This window comes from Streptomyces sp. NPDC007189 (assembly GCF_040703635.1).
Taxonomy (GTDB): Bacteria; Actinomycetota; Actinomycetes; order Streptomycetales; family Streptomycetaceae; genus Streptomyces.
In genome coordinates, this window is the sequence record NZ_JBEYEY010000005.1 from 25475 (window position 1) to 38308 (window position 12834).

The following is a 12834-nucleotide window of genomic DNA, read 5'->3' on the forward strand; positions in this document are numbered from 1 at the left end:
GCCGATCAACGGGGTGGAGAGCGGGCTGGTGGGGACGCGGCTGCGGTCCGGCCGGTGGCGGGTGGGGGGAACTGGCAGGACGCCGATCAGTGGGGTGGAGAGCGGGCTGGTGGGGACGCGGACCAGGGCCGGCCGGTGGGGCGCGGGCGGAACCGGCAGGACGCCGATCAGCGGGGCGGAGAGCGCGTCGGTGATGGTGTGGCGGGGCGTCGGCCGGTGGAGCGGGCGCGGCACTGGCGGTACGACGACCTGCCGGGCGTGGACCTGCTGCGGGCCCGGTACGTCCGCAAGACCTTCGTCCGGCACACCCACGAGCATTTCGTGATCGCGGCCATCGCCGACGGCGTCGAGGTCTTCCAGCACCGCGGCTCCGACGTGTACGTCCCCGCCGGCTCCCTGGCCCTCGTCAATCCGGACACCCCGCACACCGGCCGCGCCGGTGTCCCGGAGGGCTGGCGGTACGGCGCGGTCTACCCCTCGCCCGAGGTGGTCGCCGCGATCGCGGCGGAGACCACCGGCATCAGGGGAACGCCGGGTTTCGTCAGCCCCGTCCTCGACGACCCCTACACCGTCCGCCTGGTCCACCAGATCCTCCGCGCCGCCGACGAGGGCAACGCGCTGGCCGCCGACACCCTGCTGCGGGTCGCCGTGACCAGGCTGCTGCGGCTGAACGGCGGCCCACTGCCGCAGCGGCCGGTGCGCACGGCGGGAGCCCGTGTCGCGGCACGCGCGCGTGCCGTGCTCGAGGAGTGCATGGCCGAGCCCCCGACCCTGGAACGCCTGGCCGCCGACCTCGGCACCAGCCCCTTCGCGCTGCTGCGCGCGTTCCGCGACACCTACGGCATGCCGCCGCACGCCTGTCTGACCGACGCCCGGGTGCGCCGCGCGCGCCTGATGCTGGATGCGGGGGCGCCCCCGGCCGAGGCGGCCGTGGCCGTCGGCTTCACCGACCAGCCCCATCTCAACCGGCACTTCACCCGGATCGTCGGCGTGCCCCCGGGCGCATACCAGCGGGAGCGCATGGCATCCGGCGAAGGCGGGCGCAAGAACGTACAAGACCCGGACTGAAGGACGCCCGTACCGTCCCGCGTGTGGCACAGCAGACGTTACTCGCGGACATGACAGCCGACGCCGAGGACAAGCCCGACCGGGCCGTCGTACGGGACGCCCTCGGGGTCGGCGTCGCCGTGGGGCTGTCCGGTTTCGCCTTCGGGGTGACCTCGGCCGGCAGCGGGCTCGGACTTCTCCAGACCTGCGCGCTCAGCCTCCTGGTCTTCACCGGCGCCTCCCAGTTCGCCCTGGTCGGAGCGCTGGCCGCCGGCGGCAACCCGTTCACGGCCGCCGCCGGCGCCTTCTTCCTCGGCGTGCGCAACGCCTTCTACGGGCTCCGGCTGTCGCATCTGCTCGCTCTCCCGCGCGCGGTACGGCCGTTCGCCGCCCAGTGGGTGATCGACGAGACCACGGCGGTCACCCTGGCACAGCCGACCCGGCGGGCCCGGCGCATCGGCTTCACCGTCACCGGACTCACCCTGTACGCCCTGTGGAACCTCACCACGCTCCTCGGCGCGCTCGGCGCCAAGGCCATCGGCGACACGCGTGCGTGGGGCCTGGACGCGGCCGGACCCGCCGTGTTCCTGGCGCTGCTCGCGCCCATGCTGCGGACCACGACCGAGCGGGCGGTCGCGGGCCTTGCGGTCCTGCTGGGCCTCGGCCTGCTGCCCGTCCTGCCGGCGGGTGCCCCCGTTCTGGTGGCGGCTCTGGCGGCACCGGTCGCCCTCGTAGTCGAGGGACGCCGCGAGGGGCGTGCCCGACGAGGTGTGTCACCTGCGCCGGACCGGCCGAGTGGATCGGATGGACCGGCTGGACCGGCTGCACGTACTGGATCGGACGAAGCGGATCAGGTTGACCATGTTGACCGGGTCGATGGGATGGACGGGCCGGGTGGACTGGATGGACGGGCTGGACCGGATGGACCGGACGCATCCGCAGAGGGGGAGGAGAGCCGGTGAACACCTGGATCGCGATCGGCCTGACCGCCCTCGGCTGCTACGCCGTCAAGCTCGCCGGGCTGCTGGTTCCCGCGGGCGTCATGGAGCGGCCGTTCGTGCGGCGGCTCGCCGCCCTGCTGCCCGTCGCCCTCCTCGCCGCGCTCACGGCGCAGCAGACGTTCGCCGACGGGCACGCGCTCGTGCTGGACGCACGGATCGCCGGGCTCGGCGCGGCCGCCGTGGCGCTGGTGCTGCGCGCGCCGTTCCTGCTGGTCGTCGCGGCGGCCGTGGTGGTGACGGCGGGCGTACGGGCCCTCGGAGGGTGAGGAGACCTCGGAGCACGCAGTCGGCGCGTCCGGCCGGCCCTCGGGTGAACGTGCGAAGTGATCCGTCCCCGGCCGCGCCCGATCAGCCGCCGACGAGGCACCGGCTCAGCCCACGTACCGGCCGTACGCCCGCAGGGTGCGCAGCGCCTCGACCGTCACCAGGGAGCGTGCCTCCAGCGCGGGGGCCGGTGCCCACTGGCGCCAGCGGATCGGCCAGCCGCCGTCGTCCTGCTGCTCGGCGGCGAGGTGGTCCAAGGAGCGCGCCATCTCATCGTCCGTGAACCACGCGCGCGCGAGCGACTCCGGAGTCCTGGCGAAGTCGTGCGGGAAGTGGTGCTCGCCCGGGGCGTAGCCGGACGCCACCGGAAACGCGTCGAGCCTCTCCGGGTCCAGGGCGGCGAGCCGCTGCTCGCGCACCAGGCGGCCGAGCCCGTCCGCGGCGGCCTCCGCGCGCGAGCGGTCGGGGGCTGAGTCCAGGAAGGCCACGGCGGCCTCCACCTCGTAGGGGTGAGACTTCTCCAGGGACTCCACGGCCTGCCAGCAGAAGTCGGTGGCCCGGAACAGCCAGGCGTGCCAGACCTCGTTGCGGTGCAGCAGTCCGACCACCGGTCCGGTGGCGAGCAGGTCGCTGGGAGGGTCGTCGACGACCGGGACGAACGGCGCCGCGGGATATCCGCGCTGGCTGGGATGGATCGCCGGCAGGGCGCCGTCGGCGGTGGAGATCGCGGTCAGATAGCGGCACACGCGCTCGACCCGCTGCCCGCCGCAGCGCCCGATGGCGTCCAGCACCCGCAGCGCGTGCGCGGTGTGCAGGGGCTGGCTCACGGGGCCGCGCAGATCGGGCTCCAGCGCGTGCCCGTATCCGCCGTCCTCGTTGCGGTAGGCGTCCAGCGCCGCTTCCACCGCGTCCGGGCTGCCGTGCAGGAAGTGGTGCGCGAAGAGGCGCTGCTCCAGCACGCGCGCGTTGAGCCACACGAACTGCTCGGCGCGAAAGAGCGGAGAGCGCGCCGGGGGCGTGGAGGGGAGTGGGGAAGCTCCTGTTTCGGCCATGCGTCAGACCGTAGGGCGGAAAGCGGTCTCGGCAAGTGCTCCCGGCCGGGGCCCACCCCCAGGGGCGGGATACTGGAGTCATGCGGTTGACGGTCTTCTGGCAGCGGATGGCGGAGCACTTCGGTCCCGGGTACGCCGACACCTTCGCGCGTGATCACGTCATGTCGGAGCTGGGCGGGCGCACGGTGCACCAGGCGCTGGAGGCCGGCTGGGACGCGAAGGACGTGTGGCGCGTGGTCTGCGCGGTCATGGACGTGCCGGGCGAGCGGCGCTGAGGCACGGACTTCGCGGACTTCGCTGCCGGAAAAGTCCCCCTTTTTCTTCGTTAAGTGGTCAACTGTACGGTGCTGAACGGCCGCGAAGATCGCAGGTGGGCGCGGGTTGTCGGTGACGTGGGCGAGACTTGGCCCGTGGCATCCATCGACGAGGACAACGAGCCGCCGACCCGGGACGCGGCATCGACCGGCACGACCCGGCCCGAGCGGCCCCCGGCGCCCGGCGCCGTGGTTGCGGCCGCCCGCATGCCGCGCTGGCTGCCGCGCGCCATGGTGCTCGCGCTTGCGCTGATCGCCGCGTTCCAGCTCGGCAGCTGGGCCTTCCACCAGCTGACCGGACTGTTGATCAACGTGTTGATCGCGTTCTTCCTGGCCCTGGCGGTCGAACCCGCGGTGAGCCGGATGTCCGCCCGCGGCATGCGCAGGGGACTCGCCACCTTCCTCGTCTTCCTCGGGCTGACGGTCATCGCCGCTGGATTCGCCACCCTGCTCGGCTCCATGCTGGCCGGCCAGATCATCAAGATGGTCGAGGGTTTCCCGGCCTACCTCGACTCGCTCATCAACTGGATCAACGAGACCTTCCACACGCAACTGCGGCGCGTGGACATCCAGGAGGGCCTGCTCCACTCCGACTGGCTGCGCAAGTACGCGCAGAACAGCGCCGCCGGTGTCCTCGACGTCTCCGCACAGGTGCTCGGCGGGCTTTTCCAGCTGCTGACGGTGGGACTGTTCTCGTTCTACTTCGCCGCCGACGGCCCCCGGCTGCGCCGGGCCCTGTGCTCCGTCCTGCCGCCCGCGCGCCAGGCCGAGGTCCTGCGCGCCTGGGAGATCGCCGTCGACAAGACGGGCGGCTATCTCTACTCGCGCGGCCTGATGGCGCTCATCTCCGGCGTCGCCCACTACATCCTGCTCCAGGCCCTGGGTGTGCCGTACGCGCCGGTGCTCGGTGTCTGGGTCGGCCTGGTCTCGCAGTTCATCCCGACCATCGGCACCTACCTCGCGGGCGCGCTGCCGATGCTGATCGCGTTCACCGTCGAGCCCTGGTACGCGGTGTGGGTGCTGGTCTTCGTCGTGGTCTACCAGCAGTTCGAGAACTACATGCTCCAGCCCAAGTTGACCGCCAAAACCGTCGACATCCATCCCGCCGTCGCCTTCGGCTCGGTCATCGCGGGCACCGCGCTGCTGGGCGCCGTCGGCGCGCTGATCGCCATTCCGGCGGTGGCCACGCTCCAGGCGTTCCTCGGCGCGTATGTGAAGCGGTACGCCGTCACGGACGACCCGCGCGTGCACGGGCACCGCGGCCGGGGTGCCGGCAGTCCCGGGATGCTGGCCCGGATACGCCGGCCACGAGCCGGGCAGCCCGAGCCGGAGGAGTCGTAGGAGCAGGGCGCTCGTCGTCAGCGGATGTCTGCGTCGCCGTAGCGGGGGCGGCCTGAGGACGGACGGCGTGAGCCGGTGACGGGACGGGCGTCGTGGGCCGGCCCACCGCTCCCGCCCTGTCACCGGTACGTCAGCACCGCCCACAGCCCCGCCACGGCGACCGCCGCCGCGTAGCAGCCGACTCCCGCGGCCACGATCCGCAGGCGTGTCCGTTCGTTCCAGGGCGAGCGGGAGAGCAGCCAGGCCAGCGCGGGCAGGACGAGCACGGCGTGCAGGCTCACGCCGTGCAGGGGCTTGAGCGGGGCCGTCGAGTGGTACGCGGCCTCTTGATGGCCGGTCCTGGTCAGCACCACCCCGCGCGCGATCATCGCCGCCCCGGAGGCCAGCGCCACCAGCAGGATCGCGAACCCTGAGCGGACGGCGAGCGGCATGCCGGCCGGGCCCGTCGGCCGGCGCCGGAAGGACGCGACGGCGAAGACCGTGAGCAGGACGACCAGCACACCGCCGCCCACCGCCAGTGCCATGGACACCGTCGTGTCGAAGGGGGTCTCCATGTTCAGGTGCGAGGGCACCCGGCGCCATGCCTGGAGGGTGATCCCGGCGACCTCCACCACGCAGTCGGCCGCGAAGACGAGCAGCAGGACCGAACGCAGCCGCGCGCCGACACGCAGGTACGACGTGACCCAGGCGACCGCGATCAGCGTCAGTCCGAAGGAGACCCCGAACGTGACGGGCTTGCGCCAGGAGACAGGGCCGTCCCACGGGCCGCCGTCGACGGCGAACACCACCAGGTGCACGAGACCGGACAGGACGAGGAGCAGCCCCGTCACATGGCAGAGGCGGTCGGCACGGCAGAGGCGGTCGGCGGTACGCGGATCGGTCATGGGCCAAGGCTCCCGGGGCCGGCCCGTGCGGTCGTCGTCCGGCTGGAGGCACCCGCCGTACGCCGCCGGGAGTAGCGGTGCCCGGCGGTGAAGAACCGGTTCCGCGCGCCGCGTGGTGCGCTTGACACCAAAATCGAACATCCATTCTTATGGAGGCTCAGGCGAGGCTTCCGAAGCGGATTTCGTCCCGTTCTGCGGGGATGAGTCCCATAGTTATCCACAGGCCAGGCCGGCGTCGGGGCGCATTGTCAGTGGCAGGCGTTAGCGTCTTTGACGTGAAGCGATCGACTCAAGCAAACCGGGTGGAACCCATGGCAGGAACCGACCGCGAGAAGGCGCTCGACGCCGCGCTCGCACAGATTGAACGGCAATTCGGCAAGGGCGCGGTCATGCGCATGGGCGAGCGGTCGAGGGAGCCCATCGAGGTCATCCCGACCGGGTCGACCGCACTCGACGTGGCTCTCGGCGTCGGCGGCCTGCCGCGCGGCCGTGTCGTGGAGATCTACGGACCGGAATCCTCCGGTAAGACCACGCTGACCCTGCACGCCGTGGCCAACGCCCAGAAGGCCGGCGGTCAGGTCGCCTTCGTGGACGCGGAGCACGCCCTCGACCCCGAGTACGCGCGCAAGCTGGGCGTCGACATCGACAACCTGATCCTCTCCCAGCCCGACAACGGCGAGCAGGCGCTGGAGATCGTGGACATGCTGGTCCGCTCCGGCGCCCTCGACCTGATCGTCATCGACTCCGTCGCAGCGCTCGTCCCGCGCGCGGAGATCGAGGGCGAGATGGGTGACAGCCACGTCGGTCTGCAGGCCCGTCTGATGAGCCAGGCGCTTCGGAAGATCACCAGCGCGCTCAACCAGTCCAAGACCACGGCGATCTTCATCAACCAGCTCCGCGAGAAGATCGGCGTGATGTTCGGCTCCCCGGAGACCACAACCGGTGGCCGCGCGCTGAAGTTCTACGCCTCGGTGCGCATCGACATCCGCCGCATCGAGACCCTGAAGGACGGCACGGAGGCGGTCGGCAACCGCACCCGCTGCAAGGTCGTCAAGAACAAGGTCGCCCCGCCCTTCAAGCAGGCCGAGTTCGACATCCTCTACGGCCAGGGCATCAGCCGCGAGGGCGGCCTGATCGACATGGGCGTGGAGCACGGCTTCGTCCGCAAGGCCGGCGCCTGGTACACGTACGAGGGCGACCAGCTCGGCCAGGGCAAGGAGAACGCGCGCAACTTCCTCAAGGACAACCCCGATCTGGCCAACGAGATCGAGAAGAAGATCAAGGAGAAGCTGGGCGTCGGTGTCCGGCCGGAGGAGCCCGCCGCCGAGCCGGGCACGGACGCGGCGGTCACCACCGCGGCCGCCGACGACGCCAAGACGGTGCCCGCCCCGGCAGCCGCCAAGGCCACCAAGCCCAAGGCCGCCGCGGCCAAGAGCTGACCCGTGACACGGCGAACCGACTGGGCCGAGTACGAGTACGCCACCCCCGGTGCCCCACGGGGGAGGGGCACCGGGGGCTGTTCGGACCCCACACCGGCCGGTGACGACGGACACCGGGACGGCGGACACCGGGACGACGGCCACGGCGGGCACGACCACGACCACGAGCGCGGCACCCGGGGGCACAGGGACGACGGCGGCTCCCACCCGGGTGACCCGGGCGGCGAGCCGTACGGGGATGGCTCGCCCGGCCGTGGGTCCCACGGCGGCGCGGGCCCGCGGGGCGGCCGGGCCCGCGGCCGGAGACGGCGCGGTTTCGGGGACGCGCCCGGTGAGGACGAAGGCGCCCCTTCCTCGTCGAGGGCCGAGCGGGGGGAGTCTTCAGGGGACCCGGCTGAGCGGGCACGGGCGATCTGCCTGCGCCTGCTCACCGGGACCCCGCGCACCCGCAAGCAGCTCGCGGACGCCCTGCGCAAGCGGGAGATCCCCGAGGACGTGGCCGAGGAGGTGCTGTCGCGGTTCGAGGAGGTCGGGCTGATCGACGACGGCGCGTTCGCGGACGCCTGGGTGGAGTCCCGGCACCACGGCCGGGGGCTCGCACGCCGGGCGCTCGCCCAGGAGCTGCGCACCAAGGGGGTCGACTCGACGCTGATCGACGAGGCCGTCTCCCAGCTCGACTCCGAGCAGGAGGAGGCGACGGCCCGCGAACTCGTGACCCGCAAACTGCGCGCCACCCGTGGCCTCGACCGTGACAAGCGGCTCCGCCGGCTCGCCGGCATGCTCGCCCGCAAGGGCTACCCCGAGGGCATGGCCCTCCGCGTCGTCCGCCGGGCACTGGAGGAAGAGGGCGAGGACACCGAGTTCCTCGAAGGGGACTTCTGACCCTGCGCCGAGGTGCTGGCTGCTCTGCTCCCAGTCACCGGGAGATGGCAGAACCCCCGCGCCCGGCACGGGGGTCCGGACCTCGGTCAGGGCGTGGCCGGCTCCACCGGCAGGCCTTCCGCTCGCCATGCCTGGAAGCCGCCCACCAGGTCGGTCGCCCGGTGCAGGCCCAGTTGGTGCAGGGAGGCGGCGGCGAGGCTGGAGGCGTAACCCTCGTTGCAGATGACCACCACACGCAGGTCGTGGCCGGTGGCCTCGGGGAGACGGTGGCTGCCCTGTGGGTCGAGGCGCCACTCCAGTTCGTTGCGCTCGACGACGAGCGCGCCGGGGATCAGCCCGTCCCGCTCGCGCAGGGCCGCGTACCGGATGTCGACGAGCAGCGCCTCACCCGTCCGCGCCGCCTCGTACGCCTCTCGTGCCTCGATGCGCCGGTAGCCCGCGCGCACCCGATCCAGCAACTCGTCGATGCCGACCGGAGATTGACCGATGCCGCTCACTGCCAGTCCTCCGGGCGTTCGACCTGCTCGAGGTGGAGCACCTGCCCCGTGCGGCTGTAGCGCCGGATACGCGGCAGGGGCGGATAGTAGGCGTGCACGGAGATCGCGTGCTCGTCGCGGGACTCGTTGAGGACCTCGTGGACATGGTGGCGGCCGAAGGCGCGGCCCTGGCCCGCGGCCAGCCGGCGTTCGCGGTCCACGCCCTCGGTGAGTTCGAGGGTCTTCCAGCCGTCGGTCGGCAGCCGGGCGGCGAGCGAGTTCTCCTTGAGCGCGCCGGAGGCGGTGAAGAACGCGCCGACCGAGTCGGCGTGGTCGTGCCAGCCGGTGCCGGTGCCGGGCGGCCAGCCGATCAGCCACGCCTCGCTGCCGCCCGGACCCTCCAGCCGCACCCAGGTGCGGCCCTCCGGATCGAGCGGAAGGGAGGCGATCAGCTCGGCGTCGGCGGCCGCACGCCGTACGAAGTCGAGGAGGTCCGCCTGGGTGGGCGCCGAGCCGACGGCAGGGGACAGGGAAGCAGGGGAGACAGACACGTACACCGTCCTGAAGCCTGAAGAAGGTTCGCGGAACGGGCGCTGCGAGGCGCCCGGAAAGGGAAAAGGGATGCGAATTCAGCAGGACGGGCGACACACGCAGCCCGCGTAGCGGACGAGGTCCATGTGGACCCTCCGCCACAGGCGCACATAGGTGTCGGTCATGGTCCGGAGTACAGCATGCCGGCGTACTCCGGTCAACTCACCGTCACCATGTGGACAGAGGGTGACGACCCCTCGGATCAGCGGGCGCCGGAAGCGACCCGTGCCTCTTCCTTGGCCGTGCCGCCCACCGCCGCCTCCGCCGCCGCGTAGAGATCGGCCGGCCGGACTCCGCTCAGCGCGGTGACCAGATGGCCGTCGGGGCGTACCAGCAGCACGCTGTGCGCCGGTGCGCCCGGGTAGCTCTCGGCGACCAGCAGTTCCGCCGGGCACGGCAGCGCGGTCACGGCCGCAGCGAGGCGGGGCATGACTCCGGCCGAGACCCAGTGCTTGCGGTCCCACACGCCCGTGCCCGGCGCGATCAGGACCACGAGCAGGGCGCCGCGGCCGAGCCGGTCGCGCAGTTGGACGAAGGAACCATCCTCCGCGGTGACCCGTACGTCGGTGACCGGCGCGCCGGGCAGGGTGTCGACGGGGATCTCGCCCTCCAGGTGCCCGGGCGCGAGCGGCGAGGAGGCGTACACCCCCGGCGCACCCAGCGGCCCGCGCCCCAGGTGACCGTCCGTGAGCAGCGCGTCGTGGCCCCGCGCCGCACCCGGCATGATCTGGCGCAGCCCGCCCCCGCCGCGCAGCACCGGCAGCGCCTGGTCGGCGGCGCGCAGCCGGGCGGCGATCACCGCGCGCCGCTCGGTCTGGTAGCTGTCCAGCAGCGCCTCGCGCGGGCCGTGGTGCCAGGCCGAGGCCAGCTTCCAGGCGAGGTTGTCGGCGTCCCTCAGGCCCTCGTCCAGCCCCTGGGTGCCGAGCGCGCCGAGCAGGTGGGCCGCGTCCCCGGCGAGGAAGACCCGGCCGACGCGCCACCGGCGGGCCAGCCGGTGGTGCACCGTGTGGACACCGGTGTCGAGCAGGTCGTACGCCGGTGCGGAGCCGCCGGTCCAGCCCGCGAGGGTCTCGCGGATCCGGGCCACCAGGATCTCGGGCGTGACCAGGTCCTTGCCCGGCGGCAGCAGCCAGTCCAGGCGCCACACCCCGTCCGGGAGGGGGCGGGCGGTCACCTCCCCGGCCGAGGGCCCGGACTGCCGCCACGGCGGCATCCGATGGAGCAACGCGTGACCCTCCCACGGAAGTTCCGTGCGCAGCGCGGCGACCGCGTGCCGCTCCACCGCCGTACGGCCCGGGAAACGGACGTCCAGGAGTTTGCGCACCGTGGAGCGCGGGCCGTCGCAGCCGACCAGGTAAATGCCGCGCCACCAGGTGCCGTTCGGGCCGCGAGTGTGCGCGGTGACGCCGGAACGCTCCTGCTCGATCCCGTCCAGGCGGCTGTCCACGGCCAGCTTGACGAGGGGCTCGTCGGCGACGGCCGCGCGCAGGGCGCCGGTGACGGCGTGCTGGGCGATGTGCAGCGGGGCCGCGGGATCGTCCGCGTCGAAGGCGATCTCGTTCGTCACCTGCTTGCGCCTGACCGACCGCCATCCGGCCCAGCGCACACCGTGCTCGTCGAGCGCCACCCCGGTCAGCCGCTCCAGCAGGGCGGCGGTCTCCTCGCGCAGTACGACGGTGCGCGCCGGGCGGGGTTCGTCCTTGCCGGGGCCCTCGTCCAGGACGACGCACGGCACGTCCTGGCGGGCCAGCGCCAGGGCGAGCGCCAGCCCGACCGGCCCCGCTCCGACGACGATCACCGGGTCCATGACGCGGTGCCCCCTGCCCGTGACGACGCCCTGACGGAGACAAGTGAACAGGAAGGTGGAGCGGGGTGCACGATCACAAAACGTATGCAACCCATTGGCAGAGTTTGCGTCAAGCGAACGGAGGCAGTGGCGATCATGCCACTGCCTCCGAGTCATGCTTTCGGGCCTGAGCCGGCGTCAGGCGGCGGTACCCGCTCCCGCATGGCCCGCGATGTCCACGGCGTCCTCGACGCCGAGCACCGCGCCCGTCGACTTCTTGCGTCGTCGCAGCCGGCCCTCGAGCCAGCTCGCGAACGAGGTCAGCGAGAAGTTGACGGCCACGAAGATCACGGCCACCACCGTGAAGGAGGCGATGGTGTTGGCGCCGTAGTAGCCGCTCATCGTGTTCGCCGATGCGAGCAGTTCGGGGAAGGTGAGGACGGCGCCGCCGAGCGCGGTGTCCTTCACGACGACCACCAGCTGGCTGACGATCGCCGGGAGCATCGCGGTGACCGCCTGCGGCAGCAGGACGATCCGCATCACCTGGCCCTTGCGCAGACCGATCGCCATCGCGGCCTCGGACTGGCCCTTCGGCAGGGCGAGGATGCCCGCGCGGACGATCTCGGCGAGCACCGACGCGTTGTACAGCACCAGGCCGGTGACGACCGCGTACAGCGGACGGTCGTCCGAACTGACGTTGGTGTACTGGCTGTACAGCTCATTGCCGAAGATCATCAGGACGAGCACCGGAATCGCCCGGAAGAACTCGACCACGACCGTCGCCGGTACCCGTACCCACACGTGGTCCGACAGCCGCGCGATGCCGAAGACGGCACCCAGCGGGAGCGCGATGACCATCGCCAGGGCCGCCGCCTTCAAGGTGTTCTGCAGGCCCGGCCAGACGTACGTCGTGTAGGCCTCCGAGCCGAAGAACGGTTTCCACAGCGCCCAGGCCAGCTGGCCCTTGTCGTCGAGGGCCGTGTACACCCACCACACGAGGGCGGCGAGGGCGACCAGGAAGACCACCGTGTACAGGACGTTGCGCCGCTTGGCGCGCGGGCCCTGGGCGTCGTACAGGACCGAGGTCATCGTTTCACCGCCACCTTCTTGCCCACCCAGCCGAGGATCAGACCGGTCGGCAGCGTCAGACAGCAGAACCCGAAGGCGATGACCGCGGAGATCGCGAGCAGTTGGGCCTCGTTCTCCACCATCTTCTTCATCAGCAGCGCCGCCTCCGCCACGCCGATCGCCGCCGCGACCGTCGTGTTCTTGGTCAACGCGATCAGGACGTTGGTCAGCGGGCCGACGGCCGCGCGGAAGGCCTGCGGGAGCACGACCAGACCCAGTACCTGGGTGAAGCTCAGGCCGATGGCCCGGGCCGCCTCGGCCTGGCCGACCGGCACCGTGTTGATGCCGGAGCGGATCGCCTCGCACACGAAGGCCGACGTGTAGACGATCAGACCCAGCACGGCCAGCCGGAAGTTGATCGTGTCGACCTTGTCGGAGCCCAGATCGATGCCGAGCGTGGAGTAGAGGCCGAGCGAGGCGAACAGAACGATCACCGTGAGCGGGATGTTGCGCACGATGTTCACGTAAGTGGTGCCGAAACCGCGCATGAGGGGCACCGGCCCCACCCGCATGCCGGCCAGCAGGGTGCCCCAGACCAGGGAGCCCACGGCCGACAGCAGCGTGAGCTGCACCGTCGTCCAGAAGGCGCCCAGCACGTCGTACTTGTCAAGAAAGTCGAACACGATCTC

The 12834-nt window shown here is 72.0% G+C and carries 15 protein-coding genes; 7 read left to right on the plus strand and 8 right to left on the minus strand.

Going from position 1 to position 12834, the window contains the following annotated elements:
• Positions 1–198 precede the first annotated feature (198 nt).
• From AB0950_RS12130 to AB0950_RS12140, 3 genes are read left to right on the plus strand one after another with little or no spacing between them, the layout of a single operon-like run.
• A complete protein-coding gene (locus AB0950_RS12130) occupies positions 199–1068 on the plus strand; it encodes an AraC family transcriptional regulator (protein ID WP_366778447.1) in 870 nt (289 codons plus the stop codon).
• 50 nt (positions 1069–1118) lie between these two features.
• Entirely contained in the window at positions 1119–2009 is an 891-nt protein-coding gene (locus AB0950_RS12135) for an AzlC family ABC transporter permease (protein ID WP_366778594.1), read from the plus strand.
• Positions 2006–2314, plus strand: a complete 309-nt coding sequence (locus AB0950_RS12140) for an AzlD domain-containing protein (protein ID WP_361988626.1) — start codon at positions 2006–2008, stop codon at positions 2312–2314. The genes AB0950_RS12135 and AB0950_RS12140 overlap by 4 nt, the downstream gene beginning before the upstream one ends.
• A 105-nt stretch (positions 2315–2419) precedes the next feature.
• Here the strand turns inward: AB0950_RS12140 and AB0950_RS12145 are convergent, their stop codons facing one another.
• Positions 2420–3364 (minus strand): hypothetical protein, encoded by a 945-nt coding sequence (locus AB0950_RS12145; protein WP_366778448.1) that lies wholly within the window; start codon positions 3362–3364, stop codon positions 2420–2422.
• A gap of 80 nt (positions 3365–3444) precedes the next feature.
• Between AB0950_RS12145 and AB0950_RS12150 the strand changes: the two genes are divergently transcribed.
• Together AB0950_RS12150 and AB0950_RS12155 are read left to right on the plus strand one after the other, a co-directional pair.
• Positions 3445–3639 carry a DUF3046 domain-containing protein gene (locus tag AB0950_RS12150; RefSeq protein WP_330337439.1) on the plus strand — a complete coding sequence of 65 codons (195 nt, stop codon included), beginning with the start codon at positions 3445–3447 and terminating at the stop codon, positions 3637–3639.
• Between the two features lie 246 nt (positions 3640–3885).
• The gene (locus AB0950_RS12155) at positions 3886–5019 is read left to right on the plus strand and encodes an AI-2E family transporter (protein ID WP_366778595.1); all 1134 of its coding nucleotides are present in this window, start codon (positions 3886–3888) and stop codon (positions 5017–5019) included.
• A 119-nt stretch (positions 5020–5138) separates the two neighbouring features.
• On the opposite strand, the gene AB0950_RS12160 is transcribed toward AB0950_RS12155, so the two are convergent.
• Positions 5139–5903 carry a hypothetical protein gene (locus AB0950_RS12160; protein WP_366778449.1) on the minus strand — a complete coding sequence of 255 codons (765 nt, stop codon included), beginning with the start codon at positions 5901–5903 and terminating at the stop codon, positions 5139–5141.
• Between the two features lie 311 nt (positions 5904–6214).
• On the opposite strand from AB0950_RS12160, the gene recA reads away from it, so the two are divergent.
• Entirely contained in the window at positions 6215–7342 is a 1128-nt protein-coding gene (gene recA, locus AB0950_RS12165; protein WP_360148448.1) for a recombinase RecA, read from the plus strand.
• 3 nt (positions 7343–7345) lie between these two features.
• Entirely contained in the window at positions 7346–8224 is an 879-nt protein-coding gene (recX, locus tag AB0950_RS12170) for a recombination regulator RecX (protein ID WP_366778450.1), read from the plus strand.
• Positions 8225–8310: 86 nt separating this feature from the next.
• Here recX and AB0950_RS12175 read toward each other — a convergent pair whose 3' ends face one another.
• From AB0950_RS12175 to AB0950_RS12200, 6 genes are all read right to left on the minus strand, one after another.
• Complete coding sequence (locus AB0950_RS12175; protein WP_366778451.1) at positions 8311–8721, minus strand: rhodanese-like domain-containing protein; 411 nt, start codon at positions 8719–8721, stop codon at positions 8311–8313.
• Positions 8718–9251, minus strand: a complete 534-nt coding sequence (locus AB0950_RS12180; RefSeq protein ID WP_360570056.1) for a cysteine dioxygenase — start codon at positions 9249–9251, stop codon at positions 8718–8720. The genes AB0950_RS12175 and AB0950_RS12180 overlap by 4 nt, the downstream gene beginning before the upstream one ends.
• A gap of 78 nt (positions 9252–9329) precedes the next feature.
• Entirely contained in the window at positions 9330–9416 is an 87-nt protein-coding gene (locus AB0950_RS12185) for a putative leader peptide (protein WP_351482515.1), read from the minus strand.
• Between the two features lie 77 nt (positions 9417–9493).
• Positions 9494–11098: an FAD-dependent monooxygenase gene (locus AB0950_RS12190; protein ID WP_366778452.1), complete on the minus strand. Its 1605-nt coding sequence runs from the start codon at positions 11096–11098 to the stop codon at positions 9494–9496.
• A gap of 177 nt (positions 11099–11275) precedes the next feature.
• Positions 11276–12166 carry an amino acid ABC transporter permease gene (locus AB0950_RS12195; protein WP_360148433.1) on the minus strand — a complete coding sequence of 297 codons (891 nt, stop codon included), beginning with the start codon at positions 12164–12166 and terminating at the stop codon, positions 11276–11278.
• Positions 12163–12828 (minus strand): amino acid ABC transporter permease, encoded by a 666-nt coding sequence (locus tag AB0950_RS12200; protein ID WP_360148430.1) that lies wholly within the window; start codon positions 12826–12828, stop codon positions 12163–12165. Before AB0950_RS12200 ends, AB0950_RS12195 begins: the two co-directional genes overlap by 4 nt.
• Between the last annotated feature and the right edge of the window lie 6 nt (positions 12829–12834).

Excerpts from the sequence above, each read along its gene's own strand:
- AB0950_RS12135 (WP_366778594.1), top strand. The coding sequence starts at position 1,119 with ATGACAGCCGACGCCGAGGACAAGCCCGACCGGGCCGTCGTACGGGAC.
- AB0950_RS12145 (WP_366778448.1), bottom strand. The coding sequence starts at position 3,364 with ATGGCCGAAACAGGAGCTTCCCCACTCCCCTCCACGCCCCCGGCGCGC.
- AB0950_RS12150 (WP_330337439.1), top strand. The coding sequence starts at position 3,445 with ATGCGGTTGACGGTCTTCTGGCAGCGGATGGCGGAGCACTTCGGTCCC.
- AB0950_RS12155 (WP_366778595.1), top strand. The coding sequence starts at position 3,886 with ATGCCGCGCTGGCTGCCGCGCGCCATGGTGCTCGCGCTTGCGCTGATC.
- AB0950_RS12160 (WP_366778449.1), bottom strand. The coding sequence starts at position 5,903 with ATGACCGATCCGCGTACCGCCGACCGCCTCTGCCGTGCCGACCGCCTC.
- recA (WP_360148448.1), top strand. The coding sequence starts at position 6,215 with ATGGCAGGAACCGACCGCGAGAAGGCGCTCGACGCCGCGCTCGCACAG.
- AB0950_RS12185 (WP_351482515.1), bottom strand. The coding sequence starts at position 9,416 with ATGACCGACACCTATGTGCGCCTGTGGCGGAGGGTCCACATGGACCTC.
- AB0950_RS12190 (WP_366778452.1), bottom strand. The coding sequence starts at position 11,098 with ATGGACCCGGTGATCGTCGTCGGAGCGGGGCCGGTCGGGCTGGCGCTC.
- AB0950_RS12195 (WP_360148433.1), bottom strand. The coding sequence starts at position 12,166 with ATGACCTCGGTCCTGTACGACGCCCAGGGCCCGCGCGCCAAGCGGCGC.